The sequence below is a fragment of the Chryseobacterium sp. Mn2064 genome (assembly GCF_049319685.1).
Classification (GTDB): Bacteria; Bacteroidota; Bacteroidia; order Flavobacteriales; family Weeksellaceae; genus Chryseobacterium.
The window spans coordinates 51,869-72,264 of sequence record NZ_JBMOUE010000006.1 but is presented as its reverse complement, the minus strand read 5'-3'; the positions used below and the strand labels follow the sequence as shown (position 1 = coordinate 72,264).

Here is a 20,396-nt window from a genome sequence, read left to right as displayed (position 1 = left end):
TATAAAAACTGATTATAAAAAATCAATCATAATGAATTACAGAATAGAAAAAGACACCATGGGTGAAGTACAGGTGCCTGCAGACAAATTTTGGGGTGCGCAAACAGAACGTTCCAGAAACAATTTTAAAATCGGTCCTGAAGGTTCAATGCCCCATGAAATTATTGACGCATTTGCTTACTTGAAAAAGGCTGCAGCCTACACCAATACAGATCTTGGAGTGCTTTCAGCTGAAAAAAGAGATATGATCGCAAAAGTATGTGATGAAATTCTGGAAGGAAAACTTAACGACCAGTTTCCTTTGGTGATCTGGCAGACAGGTTCCGGAACTCAATCGAATATGAACGTGAATGAAGTGGTTTCCAACAGAGCCCACGTTAATAACGGAGGAACTTTAGGAGAAAAATCGGAAATTCACCCGAATGATGACGTCAATAAATCTCAGTCTTCCAATGATACTTATCCTACTGCCATGCACATTGCTGCTTATAAAAAGGTAGTTGAAGTGACCATTCCAGCGGTTGAAAAACTGAAAAATACGTTAGCAGAAAAATCTAAGGCTTTCAAAGATGTGGTAAAAATCGGAAGAACGCACTTGATGGATGCTACTCCACTTACACTTGGTCAGGAATTTTCAGGGTATGTAGCGCAGCTTGAGTTTGGGCTTAGAGCGTTAAGAAATACATTACCTCACCTTTCTGAACTGGCATTAGGAGGAACGGCTGTAGGTACGGGATTAAATACACCAAATGGTTACGATGTAAAAGTAGCAGAATACATCTCTAAATTTACCAATCATCCTTTCATTACCGCAGAGAATAAGTTTGAAGCACTAGCCGCTCATGATGCTATTGTAGAAAGCCACGGCGCATTGAAGCAGCTTGCAGTCTCTTTATATAAAATTGCTCAAGATGTAAGATTACTGGCATCTGGACCACGTTCCGGAATTGGTGAGATTCATATTCCTGAGAATGAGCCGGGATCTTCTATCATGCCAGGTAAAGTAAATCCTACTCAAAATGAAGCAATGACTATGGTTTGCGCGCAGGTTTTAGGTAACGATACTACAATTTCTTTTGCGGGAACTCAGGGAAATTATGAACTGAATGTTTTCAAACCGGTAATGGCTTACAATTTCTTACAATCTGCACAACTTATTGCTGATGCATGTATTTCATTTAATGATCACTGTGCCGTAGGAATTGAGCCTAACCATGAGAGAATTAAAGAGCTTGTAGACAAATCTCTAATGCTTGTTACGGCTTTAAATACTCACATCGGGTATGAAAACGCAGCAAAAATTGCCAAAACAGCTCACAAAAACGGAACCACGTTAAAAGAAGAAGCCATCAATCTTGGTCTGTTAACTGCTGAGCAGTTTGACGAATGGGTAAAACCTGAAGATATGGTGGGAAGTTTAAAATAATTAGATTTAATTTTTATTCATAGACTTGAAATAGAAACTCCGGAGATGGTCTCCGGAGTTTTTAGTTAGCTGTCAGTATCAATTATTATTCTAATCCAATGGAGATTCCAAATATCAATGCTTTATCATTATTGAAGCGGTTATCTTTAAAGAAGTTGCTGAAATCTTTCTTTACAAAAATGCTCACGCTGTTATAAGAAAGAGTAAGCTGGGCGCCATACACATAAGGATTTACCTGATAATTGTCTCGATTTCTCAACTCTCCGTTGTTTCCGTCTATGATATTATTGGTAGACATTCTCGCTCCTCCATATACATTAGCCCCGATCTTCAACCCTTGGTAATAGTTTCTGTACTGAACATCCATTCCGGCATTTTTAAGCTTAGAGAAATTATACTGAATTCCCAGAGGAACGATAATATAGCCTGTTCTCAGCTTACTTTTACTTAAATCACCGTTATAATGCTCCAAGTACACATTATTATCAGCATTTTTGGCGAAAACCATGTTGTTATCAAGACGAACGGTTCTCCAGGAGAATCCTAATCCGGAAATAATAGCCCACGGACTGGTTCTGCTAAGCTGGTAGTTCAGTTTTAATCCAAATTCCAGGTTATTGGAATATCCTATATTTTTGTCCAGATCATTATCTGAAAGACTATTGGTTAAAGTCATGATCCCATAAGAGAAATATCCTGTAATACTTCGGCTGGGATGAAATTTTCTCAGAAGTTTCTGCTTCAGCTCTTCTTTGGATGCAGCATCAGTATTCAACAGAGAGTATCTTACCTGTTTTTGTATCACTCCATCAAGATCAAAACCAAGTTCTTCTATTCTTTTGTCGATTTTCTCGGAATAACGGTCAGCAATCTGAGCTTTTTCCTTATCAAATTCCGCTTTGTCTAAATTTTTAGTTTGAAGAGATAGCAATTCTGCTTCCATGAGTTTCTTTTCCTCCTGAATAATCACATTGATCTGCGTGGCATATTCTTCTATTTTATCTTTTACGATAGGACTTACTTCGGTGTCTTTTTTAGATGCAAGATTGATATTTAAAGCCTTTTGTCCGTACATTGAAGAGGAAAAAAGACATACCAATCCCATCAGGAAAAAATTCTTGATCATAGTATTAATTTTTTAAAGTTTAAACGGATTATTTTCTATTGAGTTCTATAGTAGCAACGTTACTTCCATCTTTGGTTTTTTCAATGGCATCTTTATGCTCTACCGAGAAAAGCAAAGTAGAAGGATCTACATATTTTTTCTTTTTGGCTGGAATTTTTGCGGAATCAGCTTTTGCGAGAATTTTTGGTTCGGATAACTTCATCAGTTCAAGCTTTTTCTCCGGAATAGTTGTTGTAGCCATATTGTTTTTCTTATCCGGTTGAGAAATAGCGGTTAAATTCTCTGTCTCATTCTTTGGAGCAACAATATTTCTTACTGCTTCTTTTTTTATGTTCTCTGAGGCTAGCTGAGAATTCTCTGTGTTTACATTTACCGCTTCCTGAGCTTTATCCTGAGGTTTTACTTCTTTTACTATTTTGGGGGATTCTGCCGAAGGTTCTTTCCTAAGAAAAAATAATACTGTGCCCAGACTGAACGTCAGAATAAGACATGCTGCCACCAACACCCAGTTCATTTTTGATTTCGGGGCATGGTTATTTTGGGTTTGCCACTCTATTTCAGACCATAGATCTCTGGAAGGGGCAATTTCTCTCTCCTCGATCTGCTTTTTGATCTGCCACTCAAGATTATCTTTAGACGTGTTCATTTTTCATTTTTTTTTGTTGTTGAAAGTAGATCTTTCTCAATTTTTCTTTTGCTCTGAACAATTGGGTTTTGCTCACTGCAAGAGAAATTTGTAAGGTATCAGCGATTTCCTGATGCGAATAGCCTTCAATAACGTAAAGGTTGAAAACCATCCGATATCCATCCGGAAGCTGATCCAGAAGTTCCTGCGCATTAAAATCGAAAGCAATGTCCGGATCGTGGATATCTTCCTGAAAAGAGTGATTGATCTCATCCAGATAGAAAACCGTTTTATGACTTTTAATAAAGTTCAGGCACTCATTCACAACAATTCGCCGTGCCCAGCTTTCTAAGTTTCCTTCTCCTCTGAAGCTTTCAATATGTTTAAAAATTTTACAAAATGCTTTAATGAGACAATCTTCTGCCTGATACAGATCATTTATATAACTTCGGCTCACACTCAGAAATCTCTTGGCATTCTGTTCATAAAAAAATTTCTGTGCGGCCGGGTCCTGATTCTTCAGGCGGCTTAATAGATCTTCTTTTTTATTTCCGAACAAAAATTTCATTCTAATGCTGTTTCTATTATAAAGACAGTGAATATTGAAAAAGGTTACACAAAAAAAATATTTTTTTTCTAATGATATAGTTGGGTAACAAAAAAGGCAGAAGATTAGCTCTTCCGCCTGTAGTCTGTTTTATTTACAATACTGATTCTTCGGGGCTTGAAACCTGATCTGCGAAATACTGCTCAAGGTCTTTCAACGTTTCAGGATTGGTCTGGATGTCTTTTACAAGCTGACCTTTATTCACCACTACAATTCTGTTGCAAACTTCCGTTGTGTGAGAAAGATCGTGGCTGGAGATTAGAAAAGTAACGCCGTCCTGTTTTGACAATTCTTTGATCAGATTTTTAAGTTTGATCTGTGTGGATGGATCAAGATTGGCAAAAGGTTCATCAAGAATGATAATTTCCGGGTTTCCGATGATAGCTCCAACGATTCCTACTTTTTTCTGGTTTCCTTTAGAAAGGTCTCTGATATATTTTCCGGATTTAAGAATTTCTCCGTTAAAAAAATCATGAAAGGGTTTTAAAAATTCATCTACAGAAGCTTTGTTCTGACCTCTCAACTCACCAATAAAGTAAAAATATTCTTCGGGAGTAAGATAGCCAATCAAAAAGGTATCATCTACAAAGGCTGAAACTTTGTTTTTCCACGCTTCAGATTCATTTACTTTAATACCGTCAATGCTTACAAAACCTGTTGTAGCCTGAATCAAATCCAGCATCAGGCTGAAAAGTGTTGTTTTTCCGGCTCCGTTATTTCCTACCAGGCCAAATGTTTCTCCGTTAGGAATTTCTAGCTGTTCAATGTTGAGAACGGTAGCCGTTCCGTATGTTTTGGATAAATTATTTATACTGATCATGGCTTAACCTTTATTTTTAAATGCATCGAGTGTGCTGTATTTTTCTTTTTTGTAATGTTTCACAATAATATCAAAGATTTTTTCTCTGAACATAAACCCTATTGCCCCTAAAACGGCAATACTGATGACCGCAACGGTAATGTCTGTGAAGTATTTCACCACTGCAAATACAGCCATTGGAAGTACCATTTTGGGAATCAGGAGAAGCAACGCAACCATGTTGAAGCTTCCTTTCTGTCCTAATCTTTTTTCTTTGGAATTAAGATCTATCTGAGTTTTATTAAAAGCTCCGGACCAAAGGGTAAACTGAGAATTCACTCCAATATTATAGAGTCCTGCAGCGAAGAATGTCACATAAATTTCCCATCCAAAATACACGTAGAACAGCGCAACGATGATTGAAGCTCCCGTTACGATATTCATCAGCCACCATTTTGCTTTCAGATATTCTTTGTAAGGAACGTTCAGGGTCATCATTAAAGGATAATAGGAACTGTCAAATGCCGGAACTCTCTGCCCAAAAAGGAACTGGAATCCTCCTGTTACAAAAAGTCCCATGAACATAATCATTGCAGGAGTTTTATACATTACAGAAGTATACATCAGCAGACCATAAAAAAGAAACATAAAGCTTCCCAAAAGCACTCCTTTGGTCACTTTATTACGTCTCAGCATTTTAATATCGTTATTGATAAATGTTCCGGTTACACCGTACTTATTCAGGAAGGCAATATTTTCCGTTTTTCCGATTGTTTTCTTTGCTTCAAGACCTTCATCAAGATAAAATTCTTTACGCAGGTATTTAAAACATAAAAACCAAAGAGCTATAAATAATGCAACAGGGATCAGAGCAACATAAGGCTTTTCATAAAAGCCATAAAACACGGCTTCTGAATAAGACAGCACCGGAATAATTTTATAGTAGCCCAAAGCTCCTACAACAGCAAAACATATCCCGATAATGATTGCCAGTGTCTCTTTACCATTGATAAAGATATTGATAAAGTTATTCAGATACAGAAGCATAGAGATTCCTATGAACCAAGGAAGTACGCCCAAGAAACTATAACCGTTGAACAAAGCCAATATAGAAAAGGTAACAAAAAACAAGGAGCTCAGCCAACTGAATGCAGATAAGAAGGTCTTAGCCAGCATATAATTGACCAGCGTATTCTTCCTGATATTCAGGGTGAGAAACGGCTTGATGTTCTGTGTGGGAATTTCCTGCCATAAGTATTTTAGCATCAGATCTATCACCCAGGCAATAATCAGGAATTTAGAAACCACTTTTATAGGGTTCTGGTGCATTTCTTCCTGTACATAGAAGAAGGAAATTGCAGCTCCTGCAATAAGGCATATCATGAAGTAAACAATCCCGAAGATCCTCATAATCTTCATCGTAAGATTGATTCCTAAAGAACTGCCCCGGAAGAAGCTTTTGAATTCCAACTTAAGGAACTTTAGAAACATATTGTTAGTTTTTAATATTAGTAGCTATCTTATTAAAAACGTTACGAAAAATTAATGCTAAAAACTATTTTATTGGATATTCTATATCTAATAAAGGTATATTTTTATATCTTTTTTCCAAATTCTTCATCCATTCCTTTCTTTCATTTGGATTATTAAATATAACAACTCCATCATCAGCTGTTTGTATCTTAAATCGATTCTGATTAAAGTTGCTTTTTGATGCGAATTTATATTTACTCTCATTAGGCAATTTTATCTTCTTGGATTTCTTTTTGAATTTCTGAAGGGTGAAGATAAATTGATTCTTTTCATCAACGACAGATACAATTAACCCAGGTAGGCCATTGAATTTATATGGACCAAAGTCTATGGGCGTTTCTTTACTAAACCATGCATACCATGTTCTTCCATAGGCATTTGTTTTGGCCAATTGCAAGGTTACATTATCCTCTTTTTTTATTTTATCTAATATCTGCCAGTTTAAACTTTGGTTTTCTGTATAAAAAAGTTTAGCATCAATTATATTCTCATATATCTTAAAAGCTTTTTTTTCGTACAAAATTTTTTCATTAAAATCACTTTCATAACTTGCTAATTGTAAAGGATCAGATATACTGATTGTATCCTTAGCATAATTAATCGAACTTTGGAAAAATGATCTGTTATTAATGGCATCAATAAACATGATAAATTGTTCATTTTCCTTTTTACCATTTATTGAATAATCTAGTTTATAACTACATACATAATTAGATTTTAATTCTTGACCCAAAAAACAACCGTATATAAAAAACAGTAAAAAAAGACCTATTTTTTTCATCATATAAATATTTACAAAATGGTTTGTTAATTTTTTGGCAAACCAGCTTTTTACTAAGGCTCAAGTGATAAATTTATTTTAGCAGGTCTAACACCACACTGATTGTAGTTGTACTGACTTACTGCCTGAGCGACTTGTTGAGTTGTTGCATTATCTGCAATTTGAATACTCCCTACTACACCGCATGTAGTAGTTACCGTCCAAGTTGCAGCGTTCAGTGCAACTGTAGCTAGGATAAATCCAGATAGAAGTAATTTTCTCATCTTTTTAGTTGTTTAAAGGTTATTAATTTTCGTAAATGAAGAATCGCTAAAAATCTTCGATACAAACATAAAATTTAAAGTTTAAATTTTTAGAATAAAATATATTCGAATATAGCCGAATATATTTTTTTTTTGCAAAAAAACAAGTGATCAAAGGAAAATTAATAATGAAAAGGAATGAGAAAGCCTTTACTCAAAAAGATTTAGCTGAATATTTAAACATAAGCCAATCACAATACAGCAGAAAAGAGAAAGGCAATATAGAAATTACCAATGATGAATGGAAAAGAATTTCAAAACTGTTGGATGTTGATATTTAAGAAATAAAAGAAACAAGTAACCTCGATAATTACTTAAATTTTTCTTACAATATTCCGGAGTTTTTACTCGAAAATCAAAAAGAATTTATTCAAATGCTAAAGAAAGAAATCCTTCAGAAAGATATAGAGATAGCAAATCTCAAAAATATAATTGAAAAATTAGAACAATAATTTCTGAAAGAGGTTTTAAATAACTTAACTACCCAATCAATTCTTTGGCCTGTGCCAATGCTGCTTCTGTGATCTTGCTTCCTGAAAGGAGTTGAGCAATTTCGTTAAGCTTTTCAGCATCATTCAGAGGAATGATGGTGGATTGTGTTTTTCCTGAAACATCCTGCTTCACCACTTTATAATTGTTATTTCCTTTAGCGGCTACCTGAGCCAAGTGGGAAATAACGATCAGCTGCATATCTACAGACATTTCTCTCATCAGATTTCCTATTTCTTCAGCCACTTTACCAGATACTCCGGTATCAATCTCGTCCAAAATTAGGGTAGGAAGTTCATCACTTTCTGCGATAATTTTCTTTACAGCCAACATTACTCTGGATCTCTCACCACCGGAAATAGCAGTCTGGATAGGTTTTAGCGGGAAACCTGAGTTAGCCTGAAATAATAACTGAATGGTTTCTTTCCCGAAAGGATTAAATTCCTGAGCATCTTCCAGTTCTATGTCTACTTTTGCTTTTTCAAGACCCAGTTGCTTAAGAAGTCCTTCTGCTTTTTTCACGAAAACAGAAACATTTTTATGACGGTTCTTTGAAAGTTTGCCCGCTAAGCTTTGAAGTATTTTTTCTTTCTGAACGATATTCTCTTCTGTCTCAGAAATCTGTTCTTCAAGGTCGGAAGCTCCTTTCTGATCTCCAGCTAATTCGTTTCTGATATCAATCAACTCGCTAACATCCGAAACGTTATGTTTAAGGAATAAAGCATTGATTTTATTATTAAGATCGGTAAGGTATAATAGATTTTCCGGATTGATTTCTACTCTTTCGGCTTCATTTTCAAGTTCAGAAATGATGTCTTTTATTTCTACAAAAGAAGTTTCAAATCTTTCGTCAAGTTCTGCAAAACTGGTGGAAATTTCTGAAATTTTCGAAAGTTTACTTTTCGCTTCATTAAAAAAAGAAAGCATACCAATCTCTTCCTGATGGAAGCGGGACAATATCTGGCCTACATTATCGGAAATCATTCCTGCATTTTCCTGAATAGAAAGCTGGTTCTGAATATCTTCGTAATCTACATCATCCAGTTTCAGTTCAGTAAGCTCATTAAGCAAAAATTCTTTATAATCACTTTCTTTAGTAGATTCTGAAAGTTGAGTCCTTAGTTTTTTCAGATGCAGTTTCAGATTTTGAAAGTCTGAAAAATTCTGTTGATATTCTTCAATTATTGTTTTATTCTCAGAAAGTCCGTCGATAATCTTAAATTGATATTCTGAAGTAAAAAGATTAGACGTTTCAAACTGGGAATGAATATCAATAAGCTGCGAAGAAAGTTCTCTGAGAACATCAAGAGTTACAGGAACATCGTTGATGAACGCTCTGGATTTTCCGGAAGGAAGAATTTCTCTTCTGATAATGGTGTGAAGTTCATAATCAAGATCATTTTCGATGAAAAACTTCTTAAACTGATTATTGAGATTGAACTCAGTTTCCACCACACTTTTTTCTTCGGTTTTGGCAATAGATTTTACATCTGCTCTTTCTCCTAAGATAAGTCTTAATGCTCCTAAAATAATAGATTTCCCTGCACCTGTTTCACCGGTTATTACCTGTAAACCATTTTTCAATGATACTTCAAGGGTATCAATTAAGGCAAAGTTTTTAATATAAATTCTGGAAAGCATTGATAATCCGGGTTATGATCCAATTTGAGTTTGAACTGTAAAAATAAGTTTTTTTTTAATGAATAAAGAAAATGTTTTTGGGAGAATTTTCTCTGCTACACTTTCCATTTATTCCATTTGTTCTCAATGTTTTTTGGAGAAAGGATGATCATATTCTGCTTTAAATCGTTAAGAATCAGTCCTCCATTATTTCCAGAATTGAAGATATTGAAGATCTCATCGCTTTTTGTATCCATAAACAGGTTAAAGAAGAATCCTTGCTGGAAAGTATTTTCATACATTTTCAGCTGCATCAGAGCGTCGAAGATTACTTTTTTACCAGCGGTCTGATCCTGATTGAAAAGATTATCTAACCCCGCTCTGTGGTAAGTATAAATAGTGGAACGCAACTGGCTCCAGTTTGGATTTAAAATTTCATTGATCAGAATTGTACGGCTTCTCGGTTCATTGATGGTATTCCATCCTTCATAGCTTCTGTTCTGTGAATTTTGAGCAATTTGTTGAGCTTTTGAGAACCATTGGTTCCCTCCCATAGATTGGAAACTGTCTGCATCATACCCCAGAATCAGGTAGATATAATAACTGATAACATCTGTAAGATTCTTTCCCGAAAACTGTCTCTCATTAAATATAAGATTCTCATTTTCAATATATTCAAAAGCAAATCTCTGATCCTGAAGATTTAGCAAAGGGGTTTCATAAGTAGTATTGTAAACAGGGCGTACAGCCTGAACAACGATGGATCCTTTGAATTTATTAACGTCTCTTTCTGCAATAACAATGGAAAAACCACATTTGATTTTTTCAAAATTCTGGAGCTTCTTTCCAGTCCAGCTCGTGTTATTGATAAAGTCTCTGAGACTTTTTTCCAATGCTTTAAAAGCTTGCTGGTTACTCCCTCCTATCTGTTGAGAATTTACCTGAACCGTTGCCAGCAGTTCCTGTGAAAAACTTTGGGTATATAGAAATAACAGAAAAAATAAACTTATAATTTTTTTCATTGTCTATTAAAAATTGAGAACGGAAATTTATTAAAATTATTTTAAAAGCTGAGACTCAACAAAATTAAGAATATCTCTGGCTACATCATCTTTCGATTTAAGATCAAATTCTACCTTTTCTGTCTTGGTAAATATTTTGATTTTATTGGTATCATTTTTAAACCCAGCTCCTTCATCTCTGAGAGAATTCAGAACAATCATATCAAGATTTTTCTTTGCCAGTTTTCCTTTTGCATTTTCTTCTTCATTTTGGGTTTCTAAAGCAAATCCTACCAAAAACTGGTGTTTTTTCTTCTCGCCCATTGTTTTGAGAATGTCTGGATTCTTTACCAACTCAATGGTCAGATTTTCATCGTTCTTCTTAATTTTTTCTTTAGCAACTTCTTTCGGAGCATAATCGGCTACTGCGGCGCTTGCAATTCCTATGTCTATCTTATCATAAAACTCAAATACCTTTGCCAGCATTTCTTTGGCCGAGGTCACTCTATATACGTCTACATTGGGATCGATTATCGTTTGAGCGCTCGGTCCCGAAATAAGGATAACTTTTGCTCCTCTTTTGGCAGCCTCTTCAGCAAGGGAAAAGCCCATTTTACCTGACGAATGGTTTCCAATAAATCTTACAGGGTCTATCGCTTCGTATGTAGGTCCAGCAGTGATCAAAAATGTTTTGCCTTCAAAATTATTTGAGTGGAGTTCCTCTTGAAAATACTTCTCTACAACATTATAAATTGTGGAGGGTTCTGCCATTCTTCCCTGCCCGATCAAACCACTTGCCAGTTCTCCACTTTCTGCTGGAATGATGGTATGGCCAAAACTTTCTGCCAGTTCAAGATTTTTCTTTGTAGAAGGGTGCACATACATATCCAAATCCATAGCCGGAGCAATCAATACGGGACATTTTGCTGACATATAGGTTGCGATAACCAGATTATCGCACATTCCGTGAACCATCTTAGACAGTGTATTCGCAGTACATGGCGCCACAACCATGACATCAGCCCATAAGGCCAGTTCTACATGACTGTTCCATGTTCCGTTTTCACCGTAAAAGTCTGAATAAACAGGTTTTTTGGATAATGTTGATAGGCTCAGCTTTGTTACAAACTGCTCAGCATCAGGAGTCATAATAACCTGCACATCAGCTCCTTTTTTCACGAAATCTCTTATCAGAAAATGAATTTTATAAGCTGCAATTCCTCCAGAAACGGCGATCAGTATCTTTTTACCGGAAACACTCATTGAGTTTTAATTTTTTGAAAGACTAAATTACTTATTTTTTCCCACAATCGGGCTTTAAAACAAGAAAGGTCATAAAAGAACGTACTTCCTTTATGACCTTTTGTTTATAGAAAACACAGAAATTATTTTCTGTCTTCTGTTTTTCTGAAATAGATATCTTCGTTTAACCATTCTTCAATAGCAATTGAAGTTGGCTTTGGAAGCTTTTCGTAATGTTTAGAGATCTCAATTTGTTCTCTGTTTTCGAAAACCTCTTCTAATGTAGAATTGTGAACGGCAAATTCATCCAATTTGTTGTGAAGTTCCGTACGGATCTCCGCATTGATCTGCTCTGCTCTCTTTCCCATGATAACAATAGCTTCATAGATTGAACCTACTTTATCTTCAATCTTATCTTTGTCGTAAGTAATAGTATTTACTTCTGCTTTTGTATCTTTTACACTCATTTTGAGAAAATTATTTTTATTTTAAGATGGCAAATTTACGAATTATCTTTGAATTTTGAAAGTCGCTGCAGGTGGAGGGGTCTGAAGTGCTGCACTATCCCTCTGGATCTGCTTTGCCTGCTTTTCGTTACTGATCTGATCTTTGATTTGTTGTTCAGTTTTATTCTGAGCAGCCAGTCTGTCCGCTTCTTTTTTCTGTCTTGCCGTTAAAGCTGCAATTTTAGCTTCTGTATCTTTCTTTACTACTACAAAGTGCTGTTTTTCTTTTTCAAGTTTATCTCTAAGGTCCACTGCAGTTTTAGAGTATTCTGTATTAGGAAGTTCTTTTTCTACAACTTTAGTGTATGTTAAAGCACTTTCTATACGCTCTTCTTTAAGATTATATACAGATTTCATCGCCAGTTCGTAACGTGATTTCATGATATAATCATAAATTTTCGAACGAAGTTTAGTACTTGGGAAATCTTCCAGAACATTTTCTAAAGCAACACTTGCTGCTTTATACTGCCCCATATTGTAATATTGACGTCCGTTTTCATAAGCTTTAAATTCTAACTTATAAGAAAGCTCGTCAATAAGCTGAGTAATATTCTTTGATCTTTCGGAATTTGGATAGTTATTCAGGAAGTCCTGAAGTTCGTTAATCGCCAATTCTGTACTGGACTGATCCAAGTTATAATCCATAGAACCTTCATAGTAACATAGAGCCGACATATAAGCAGCTTCTTCTGCTCTCGGGTCTTTTGGGAAACTTACTGCAAAATTTTTAAACTGATGACCAGCCAATTTGTAACTTTTGTCATAGTAGTTAGCATAAGCAGTATTGAAACCTACATTAGGAAAATCATCTGTTCCTGCCACAAGGTTAGCCAATCTGTCGTAAAGAGCCAGTGCATTTTTCCACTTTTTCTTAGCGAAGTTTTCGTTAGCTGCTTTCAAGATAAACTCTTTATCAGCACTTCTCATTGCTCTTTCCTGCTGGCTTACGCAAGATGAGATAACCGCTACAGCAAAAAGACCTAAAATATATTTTTTCATATAAAAAATTCAACAGTTTACGGATTATACAGCCGATTTACTAATTTGCAAAAATATAACTTTTTTGCCAATAGATTTTTTTTTATGAATATTTAACGTAATTTTAGTCTGCAGCGTATCCTAAAATTGCAAAAACACTCAATAAAAGATTCATCCTCACCTTTTTTTCTGCTTCTTTGGTATAGGTTTCGTCGTTTTTACTCGGAACATAAAGCTCATAGAAATTTTTATTTCTGATTACAAATAAGGTAGAACCGATGATCATGGTAAGAATATCTTCAGGTTTGGGAGTAAAGGTAAAAACTCCGGACGCAACTCCTTTTTTAATAACTTCATCCAGTTTTTTAACGAATAGCTGGTAGAAATCAAGCAGCTCATCTTTTAAATTTTCTGTATGACGAAGCTCCTGGGTAACAAATCCGTGGAAATAGTTGTATTTAAATAGCTGGGAAACGATATATTTAATCATTTCACGCATCTGCATTTCTGGTTTGCCGTCTTTTATTGTGTCTGCAAATTCTGAAAAATTCTCTCTCGTCTTCAATACTCTGTACTGATAGAGGTACGACATCATCTTTTCTTTGGAACCGAAGTAATAGGAGATCATTGCGACGTTGATATTCGCTTTGGAACAGATATCTCTTACAGATGTACCTTCATATCCTTTTTTCGCAATGAGTTCTTCTGCAATATCAAGTATATGAATCTGTTTTTCCGTAAATTTTTTTTTCATAGAGTGTACTTTGAGTAAAGTTAAGAAATTTTTAACACATTTATAAACGATCGTTTAATAATTTTAAATTAAATCTGAAAAACACTATTTTTGAAAATGGATTTTTTTGATTTTCATCATCATAAGAAATATATCAGAAACGGAGTTTACAATCTCGATATTGAAAGAATTCCGCCAGATTTTCCCTATTCCATAGGAATTCATCCTAAAGATATTGATGTAAAGAACCTCAAAATGCAGTTCAATTGGATGGGAAGCATGATGTTTCAATCCTGTTTTGCGATTGGCGAGTGTGGATTGGATTCTCTGGTGCCTATTGACCCTAAAATTCAGGAGGAAGTTTTTTTAAAACAAATAGAAATATCCAATGAGGTAAAAAAACCCATAATCATCCATTGTGTAAGAAAATTTTATGAGGTAATTTCTTTTAAAAAGAAGGCAGAACAGGCCATGATTATTCATGGTTTCAATAAAAAACGACAAGTTGCGGAAGATCTTCTGGCTAATAATTTTTATCTGAGTTTTGGAAAACCAATTTTGTATAATTTATCTTTGCAGGATATTTTAAAAACAACTCCATTAGACAAAATCTTTTTAGAGACTGACAATGATGATTTTACTATCGAAGAATTGTATATTAAAGTTTCGGAAATAAAGGGAATTTCTGTGGAGCGACTGAACGAACAAATTGTAGAAAATTTACACACAATAAAAAATGGATAAATACTGGCTGGAAAGAACTGAACTTTTGATAAAGGATGAAGGGTTGGATAAGCTTATAAAAGCTAATGTCCTTGTTGTAGGACTTGGTGGAGTAGGTTCTTTTGCCGCGGAATTTCTTGCAAGAGCCGGCGTGGGAAGCATGACCATTGTAGATGGTGATACGGTAGATATTACGAACATCAACAGACAACTTCCGGCTTTACATTCTACTGTTGGAAAACATAAGGTAGAGGTTGTTGCAGAAAGACTTCTTGATATCAATCCACAGCTCAATCTAACGAAAATCAATGAGTTTCTGAATCCGGAAAGAATGGATGAAGTACTGGATTCTGCCAAGTTTGATTATGTTCTGGACTGCATCGACAGTGTAACCCCAAAACTTTGCCTGATTATTGCTGCGAAAAAAAGAAGAATAAAAATTGTAAGCTCAATGGGAGCCGGCGGAAAAACCGACCCGAGCAAAGTATTGGTAAGAGATATCAGCAAAACGGAACACTGCCACCTGGCAAGACAGGTAAGAAAAAGGCTTAAAAAAGTAAAAATTGACAAGGGAGTCCGTTGTGTATTTGCTAATGATATTCAGGATGAAGAAAGTTTGAAGATGACTGACGGAACCAATTATAAAAGATCTTTTTACGGAACAATAAGCTATATGCCAGCTATTTTCGGGCTGTATACAGCTTCAGAGGTGATTAATCATTTATTAAATCAGGATTAAAATATCACACTCCGTACATGACAAATTCCAAATATTCCAGAGCGGAAAAGCTCAAAAAAAACATAGAGATCAGTTTACTTTTTGATAAAGGTAAATGGAGAACGAACGGAAATTTAAGGATTATTATTCTGAAAGATAAACCCAACACTCCGATAGAGTCTTCTAAATTTGGGGTTTCTGTTTCTAAAAGATATTTTAAGAAAGCTGTGCATAGAAATCGCATCAAAAGGCTTTTAAGGGAGTGTTATCGTCTTAATAAAGGGATGTTTAAGGATGCTTTTGGGGAGAAAAAAATGGCTATGCTGTTCTGGGTTTCTTCTGAAATGCCACAAAAGTATCAGGATGTAGAAGCGCAGTTTATTAAGCTTTGTGAATCACAAAAAAAATAATTTTCTTTTTCAGTAATAACTTACCATAAATTGATATTTGTGGAAGGGTTTCGTTTATATTTTTCAGGCAAAACTTATAGGTTGTTTTTTACCACAGATTTTCACAGATGATTGTGGATATAATGTTTACGATTTCTCAAAATGTCGTTTGCTTTTTGTAATTTTAAGGAAAACAATAAATCTGAAAATTAATATGTTAGACAATATTCCCTATTTTTCCTATATACTCAGTGCGTTTATTGGTATAGGACTGGCGGCAGCAACGGGTTTTAGAGTTTTCCTTCCTCTGTTTATCGTAAGTTTATCTTCTTATTTAAACTGGATCCCGATGAATGAGCAGTTTGAGTGGCTTGCAGGTTTACCCACGCTTATTACCACAGGGATTGCTACGGTTGCTGAGATTCTGGCTTATTACATACCTTTTATAGATCATTTATTGGATACCGCTTCTATACCGATGGCAACGGTGGCAGGTTCTATACTATTTGCCAGTCAGTTTGCCGATCTTGGGAGTTTTCCACAATGGGCACTGGCATTAATTGCCGGGGGCGGAACGGCAGCAACAATAAGTACCGGTTTTGCGGGAATACGTGCTGCTTCTACGGCAACTACGGGAGGTTTGGGAAATTCTGTTGTAGGAACTACTGAAACAGCCGGAGCCGGGCTAATGGCTGTTCTTGCAATAGCAGCGCCTGTGATTGCTGTAATCGCAGTGATCATTCTACTCATCTTAATTATTTCCTATGGAAAAAAGGCATGGAAAAAATTGCGACGGAATAAAAATAGTTCTGGTTCTTAGCATATAAAATAAAAAGGTACAGAGTTTCTGTACCTTTTATATTGTTAGTTCTTGCTTCTGAAATCTTTAATTTCCTGAATTTTGGATTCAAAGTATTTCTTCTTTGCAGGGGTTTTCTTGATCAAAATTTCAAATGCTTTTATTGCTTTGGTATAAAGTTTCTGTTCAAAATAAAGATTCGCCAGCGTTTCTGTCATTAAATGGGAAATATCATCATTTTTTTCTTTAACAACATAGGTGCTTTCTTCTTTTAACTGACTGATTCTAGGGTTGTTTTCAATGAAAATCTCAATTGCTTTTTCTTTAATTTCAGTCTTTTCTTTTTCAACTTCGTCTGTTCTATCAATTTTCAGCCAGCTTTGCCATGTATTGATAAAGCCGGGAACATTACTGTCTGCAAGGGTTTGAGACGTTTTTTTCACCTCAGTATTCTGTACTGCTTTTTCTTCAACAGGCTCATCTTCTTTATTGCCTTTTGCCTTCTCTTTCTCCTTTTCTTCAACACTAAGGCTCGAGATATCTGTTCCGAAGAAGGAAACATTCATTACTGGAACTTCCCCTTTTGAATCAGGTTCTTCCGTTTTGTTTTCGTCCTCTTCAATAATTTCCAATGAAGTTTCATCTTTTGAATTCTCTTCTACTACTGGTAATTCCTCTTCGACAAGAACTTCAGGTTTTTTATTTTCCTGTACCGCTTCCTCTTCTTTGGCTTCAGAATTTGTTTCTTCTACAATTGCTTTTACAGCAGGTTCTGGAACGTGAGCCGATTTGCTTATTAAAGAGTCTGGAAGATTGGATTCAACACTCATAGGCTTCCATACAGAAGGTGTTTCTGTTTCGGGAATGATTTCTTCCTCTACATCTTCTAATAAAGAATCCTCTTTTACATCAGGTACCTGAGTTTCTACAACTTCGTTCTGTATTGGCTCTTCTTTTTCTTCTTTCGGAACTGAAGGTTCATCACTTGTTGACCAGAAATGGAAACTTTGAGTCTCTCCAAAACTGATTTCGTGATCGGGAACAGATTCTGTTTCTGTTTTTTCTTCTATTGAATCAACAGATTTTGTCTCCTTCATCTTTTTCTCAACTTCTTCAATCAGACGTCTCATTTCGTCTTCATGTTTGTTGATATTGGGTTGGGAAACTTCAGCCGTTTCTGTAATTTCTTCGTTATTGGTCTGGATTTTCACATCCGGCAGGAAAGCATCCGTTCCATGGAAACTTACTTCGGCATCCGGTTCATCCTGATGTTGTTCTGTTTCTGAATGAGGAATTTCAACGTTTTCCGGTTGTTGTGATTCTTCACTTTTTTCTTCAATAGCAGTCTCAGTGATTATCGGTTCCGTTTCTTCAAAGCTTGTATTTTCTTCGTCCTCAACCTTTATTTCCTCCGATTCTGAAGTAATTTCCTCTTCATCAATGATTATTTCCGGGGTAAAGATTTCGCCTCCGTTTTCTTCTACTGTTTCCTGTACTTCTTCTTTTTCTTCCTGAATGGTTTCCGGTTCTTTTACAGGTTCCGTTTTCTGGGTAACTAATGTTCCTGATTCTAAAGTAGATTCAAGATCTATTGTTTCAGAATTTTCTTCATTCAAAAAGTTTTCTTCTCCTTCAAACAGGATACGGTTTCGTTCTCCATTCACATAGATTGCGGTAACCTCTGTTTTAGCAGGTATTGAGCATGTATTTTCCTCATTCTCAGCGGGTGTTTCGGCAGGAATTCCAGCTTCTCTCTGAATAGGAAACGTTTTACTTTTAGCGATATATTGAGAAGGTTTCTCAACAGTTCTTTCAGCTTGCTTTTCTGTAACAGGGTCCGGTTTAGATTGTGGCCTGATCTTTCCGTTAATCAGTTGGTAAAGAATCTTTTTGTCTGTAGTATAGGCTGCAGTGGTAGAGAGTTCTTTCTGATAGTTTTCTTTTTCATACAGATGCACTCCATAGAGGTGAAGTGCCCTGATATTCTGAATATAAGGGAAGGCATGAATCTCTTCTTTCAAAAGATTAAGGTCTTCTGATTGAATATTTTTCGGATTTTTTATTAATTCTAAAATTCTGGGATTCATCTTACCAATTCGCTACAATGTCGTTAAATATCTTATTTATAATCCTTTCCGTAACAATTTTCACCTGTGAGGTTTCAATATCACTTTGTGAAAGGTTACTGTTGAAAGCTGCTTCGTCTGTATATGTTTTATCAAAACTTGCTTCAGGGCGTACTTTATTTTCATAATGTACTTTTACGGTAATCGTAAGTTTGTTCTGAGCCTGCTGTATTACCCCTCCTGCAGAATTAGTCTGTGTACCGGAGCTAATCGTCGTAGGAGTAATGGAGTAATCTGAAATTTCTCCTTCAACCAGAATATCAGGGTTTTCTTTCGTTCCCTTCAATGTTGTTCTCTGCAAAAATCTGTTTTGAATATCGGTAGAAAACTGTTGTGATAATGCAGGGTTTACAAGGGATGCATTATTAGGAAACTCATTAATCTGAATGGTTTTTTCGTCTGTCAGAGATCCACCTCCGGTGAAACTGTAGCATGAATTTAAGACTCCAAGCAATGCAAAAAGCATCACCATGACGATCGACTTTCTCGGATTAATATTTTTGATATAACTATTCATTTTGTATTTATTAAGTATAATTGCTTTCCAGAATTTATAAAGTGTTCACTTTTTAATCTTCCAGATTATACTGTTTTATTTTTCTGTATAATGTTCTCTGTGAGATTCCTAATTCATCTGCAGCTCTGTTTCTGCGACCTTTATGCTTCTCTAAAGCCTTGATAATTAAGTCTTTTTCATTATTTTGAAGAGATAGAGATTCTGGTCTGTTTTCTTCAATTTCAATATCTTCAATATCTTCATAACTGTCTTCAGGAGTAGAGATAATAGTTGGTGTCTGAACAGCTGGAGCTTCGTTATTGTTTTCAAAGTACAACAAAGATCCTGAGTTTACCTGCGGCTGTGTTTCAGGAGTATAAATCCTGTTGATCAGATTTTTCTCATGATTGCTTAAATCTGCAGTTCCTCTGTTTTTGATCAATTCCGAAGTTAATGATTTTAAATCATTAATATCATTTCTCATATCGAAAAGAATCTTGTACATGATTTCTCTTTCGCTTCCGAAATCATTCTGCTTAGGAGTGCTTTGTGTATTTACCACCATCGGAAGATGAGTTTCCATAGGAATATACTCAGCAAGCTTTTCTGCGGTGATGTTTCGGTTTCTCTCCACAACGGTCATCTGCTCAACAAGATTTCTTAATTGGCGGACATTTCCCGGGAAAGAATAGTTTTCTATATAATGCACCGCACTCTGCTCCAACTCCAACTCGGGCATTCTGTATTTTTCTGCAAAATCTATTGCAAATTTTCTGAATAACAGATGAATATCTCCTTTTCTTTCTCTTAAAGGCGGCATATCAATCTGAACGGTATTCAGACGGTAATACAAATCCTCACGGAATCTTCCGTCATGAATAGCTTTCATCATATTAACGTTGGTAGCAGCCACAATTCGCACATTTGTCTTCTGTACCTGAGAAGATCCTACCTTCATAAATTCACCGCTTTCCAGGACTCTTAAAAGACGAACCTGGGTCTGTAGAGGAAGCTCTCCCACCTCATCAAGAAAGATGGTTCCACCGTCTGCTACTTCAAAGTACCCTTTTCTGGTGGCTGTAGCTCCTGTAAAGGCTCCTTTTTCGTGTCCGAATAATTCAGAGTCTATGGTTCCTTCAGGAATGGCTCCACAGTTCACCACAATATAAGGCTGGTGCTTTCTTCTGGATTCTGAATGGATAATTTTCGGAATAAATTCTTTCCCCACCCCACTTTCTCCGATAACAAGAACGGAGATATCTGTAGGCGCTACCTGGATTGATTTTTCCAACGCCCTGTTGAGTGCCGGAAAATTCCCGATAATTCCGAAACGGTTTTTTATATTTTGAAGCTCGTTGCTCATAAGTAAATTTTTGA

Annotated in this window: 22 protein-coding genes; 6 read left to right on the top strand and 16 right to left on the bottom strand. The window is 35.7% G+C overall.

Features of this window, described 5'->3' with window-relative positions; all coding sequences use genetic code 11:
- Window positions 1–31 precede the first annotated feature (31 nt).
- A complete protein-coding gene (gene fumC / locus ACL9RH_RS19980) occupies window positions 32–1,426 on the top strand; it encodes a class II fumarate hydratase (protein ID WP_422695092.1) in 1,395 nt (464 codons plus the stop codon).
- Between the two features lie 85 nt (window positions 1,427–1,511).
- On the opposite strand, the gene ACL9RH_RS19975 is transcribed toward fumC, so the two are convergent.
- From ACL9RH_RS19975 to ACL9RH_RS19945, 7 genes are all read right to left on the bottom strand, one after another.
- A complete protein-coding gene (locus ACL9RH_RS19975; RefSeq protein WP_422695091.1) occupies window positions 1,512–2,552 on the bottom strand; it encodes an outer membrane beta-barrel protein in 1,041 nt (346 codons plus the stop codon).
- A gap of 28 nt (window positions 2,553–2,580) precedes the next feature.
- The gene (locus tag ACL9RH_RS19970; protein WP_422695090.1) at window positions 2,581–3,198 is read right to left on the bottom strand and encodes a hypothetical protein; all 618 of its coding nucleotides are present in this window, start codon (window positions 3,196–3,198) and stop codon (window positions 2,581–2,583) included.
- Window positions 3,185–3,745 carry an RNA polymerase sigma factor gene (locus ACL9RH_RS19965; RefSeq protein ID WP_422695089.1) on the bottom strand — a complete coding sequence of 187 codons (561 nt, stop codon included), beginning with the start codon at window positions 3,743–3,745 and terminating at the stop codon, window positions 3,185–3,187. Before ACL9RH_RS19965 ends, ACL9RH_RS19970 begins: the two co-directional genes overlap by 14 nt.
- A 133-nt stretch (window positions 3,746–3,878) precedes the next feature.
- On the bottom strand, window positions 3,879–4,604 hold the full coding sequence (locus ACL9RH_RS19960; RefSeq protein WP_422695088.1) for an ABC transporter ATP-binding protein: 726 nt from the start codon (window positions 4,602–4,604) through the stop codon (window positions 3,879–3,881).
- 3 nt (window positions 4,605–4,607) lie between these two features.
- Window positions 4,608–6,074, bottom strand: coding sequence for a DUF5687 family protein (locus ACL9RH_RS19955; RefSeq protein ID WP_422695087.1), 1,467 nt, complete (start codon window positions 6,072–6,074; stop codon window positions 4,608–4,610).
- A 64-nt stretch (window positions 6,075–6,138) separates the two neighbouring features.
- A complete protein-coding gene (locus tag ACL9RH_RS19950; protein ID WP_422695086.1) occupies window positions 6,139–6,897 on the bottom strand; it encodes a GLPGLI family protein in 759 nt (252 codons plus the stop codon).
- A 53-nt stretch (window positions 6,898–6,950) separates the two neighbouring features.
- Complete coding sequence (locus tag ACL9RH_RS19945) at window positions 6,951–7,160, bottom strand: hypothetical protein (protein WP_422695085.1); 210 nt, start codon at window positions 7,158–7,160, stop codon at window positions 6,951–6,953.
- A gap of 167 nt (window positions 7,161–7,327) precedes the next feature.
- Between ACL9RH_RS19945 and ACL9RH_RS19940 the strand changes: the two genes are divergently transcribed.
- On the top strand, window positions 7,328–7,480 hold the full coding sequence (locus ACL9RH_RS19940) for a helix-turn-helix domain-containing protein (protein ID WP_422695084.1): 153 nt from the start codon (window positions 7,328–7,330) through the stop codon (window positions 7,478–7,480).
- Between the two features lie 199 nt (window positions 7,481–7,679).
- On the opposite strand, the gene ACL9RH_RS19935 is transcribed toward ACL9RH_RS19940, so the two are convergent.
- From ACL9RH_RS19935 to ACL9RH_RS19910, 6 genes are all read right to left on the bottom strand, one after another.
- The gene (locus ACL9RH_RS19935) at window positions 7,680–9,329 is read right to left on the bottom strand and encodes a DNA repair protein RecN (RefSeq protein WP_422695083.1); all 1,650 of its coding nucleotides are present in this window, start codon (window positions 9,327–9,329) and stop codon (window positions 7,680–7,682) included.
- 95 nt (window positions 9,330–9,424) lie between these two features.
- Entirely contained in the window at window positions 9,425–10,330 is a 906-nt protein-coding gene (locus ACL9RH_RS19930; protein WP_422695082.1) for a DUF4835 family protein, read from the bottom strand.
- Between the two features lie 36 nt (window positions 10,331–10,366).
- Complete coding sequence (coaBC, locus tag ACL9RH_RS19925) at window positions 10,367–11,572, bottom strand: bifunctional phosphopantothenoylcysteine decarboxylase/phosphopantothenate--cysteine ligase CoaBC (protein WP_422695081.1); 1,206 nt, start codon at window positions 11,570–11,572, stop codon at window positions 10,367–10,369.
- A gap of 122 nt (window positions 11,573–11,694) precedes the next feature.
- A complete protein-coding gene (locus ACL9RH_RS19920; RefSeq protein WP_027372958.1) occupies window positions 11,695–12,018 on the bottom strand; it encodes a DNA-directed RNA polymerase subunit omega in 324 nt (107 codons plus the stop codon).
- Between the two features lie 42 nt (window positions 12,019–12,060).
- Window positions 12,061–13,056 (bottom strand): outer membrane protein assembly factor BamD, encoded by a 996-nt coding sequence (locus tag ACL9RH_RS19915; protein WP_422695080.1) that lies wholly within the window; start codon window positions 13,054–13,056, stop codon window positions 12,061–12,063.
- Window positions 13,057–13,159: 103 nt separating this feature from the next.
- A complete protein-coding gene (locus ACL9RH_RS19910) occupies window positions 13,160–13,789 on the bottom strand; it encodes a TetR/AcrR family transcriptional regulator (protein WP_422695079.1) in 630 nt (209 codons plus the stop codon).
- 96 nt (window positions 13,790–13,885) lie between these two features.
- Between ACL9RH_RS19910 and ACL9RH_RS19905 the strand changes: the two genes are divergently transcribed.
- The 4 genes from ACL9RH_RS19905 to ACL9RH_RS19890 all read left to right on the top strand — a co-directional run bounded on the left by ACL9RH_RS19905 (window position 13,886) and on the right by ACL9RH_RS19890 (window position 16,418).
- On the top strand, window positions 13,886–14,512 hold the full coding sequence (locus ACL9RH_RS19905; RefSeq protein ID WP_422695078.1) for a TatD family hydrolase: 627 nt from the start codon (window positions 13,886–13,888) through the stop codon (window positions 14,510–14,512).
- Window positions 14,505–15,230, top strand: a complete 726-nt coding sequence (locus ACL9RH_RS19900; protein WP_422695077.1) for a tRNA threonylcarbamoyladenosine dehydratase — start codon at window positions 14,505–14,507, stop codon at window positions 15,228–15,230. The genes ACL9RH_RS19905 and ACL9RH_RS19900 overlap by 8 nt, the downstream gene beginning before the upstream one ends.
- Window positions 15,231–15,247: 17 nt before the next feature.
- Window positions 15,248–15,619: a ribonuclease P protein component gene (rnpA, locus tag ACL9RH_RS19895; RefSeq protein WP_422695076.1), complete on the top strand. Its 372-nt coding sequence runs from the start codon at window positions 15,248–15,250 to the stop codon at window positions 15,617–15,619.
- 193 nt (window positions 15,620–15,812) lie between these two features.
- A complete protein-coding gene (locus ACL9RH_RS19890; RefSeq protein ID WP_422695075.1) occupies window positions 15,813–16,418 on the top strand; it encodes a DUF4126 domain-containing protein in 606 nt (201 codons plus the stop codon).
- A 44-nt stretch (window positions 16,419–16,462) separates the two neighbouring features.
- Here ACL9RH_RS19890 and ACL9RH_RS19885 read toward each other — a convergent pair whose 3' ends face one another.
- Genes ACL9RH_RS19885 through ACL9RH_RS19875 form a run of 3 tightly spaced genes read right to left on the bottom strand, consistent with a single transcriptional unit; the run spans window position 16,463 to window position 20,382 of the window.
- Window positions 16,463–18,484, bottom strand: coding sequence for a hypothetical protein (locus ACL9RH_RS19885; RefSeq protein ID WP_422695074.1), 2,022 nt, complete (start codon window positions 18,482–18,484; stop codon window positions 16,463–16,465).
- 1 nt (window position 18,485) lies between these two features.
- Complete coding sequence (locus ACL9RH_RS19880) at window positions 18,486–19,040, bottom strand: LptE family protein (protein ID WP_422695073.1); 555 nt, start codon at window positions 19,038–19,040, stop codon at window positions 18,486–18,488.
- A 52-nt stretch (window positions 19,041–19,092) separates the two neighbouring features.
- Window positions 19,093–20,382 carry a sigma-54 interaction domain-containing protein gene (locus ACL9RH_RS19875; protein ID WP_422695072.1) on the bottom strand — a complete coding sequence of 430 codons (1,290 nt, stop codon included), beginning with the start codon at window positions 20,380–20,382 and terminating at the stop codon, window positions 19,093–19,095.
- Window positions 20,383–20,396: the final 14 nt, after the last annotated feature.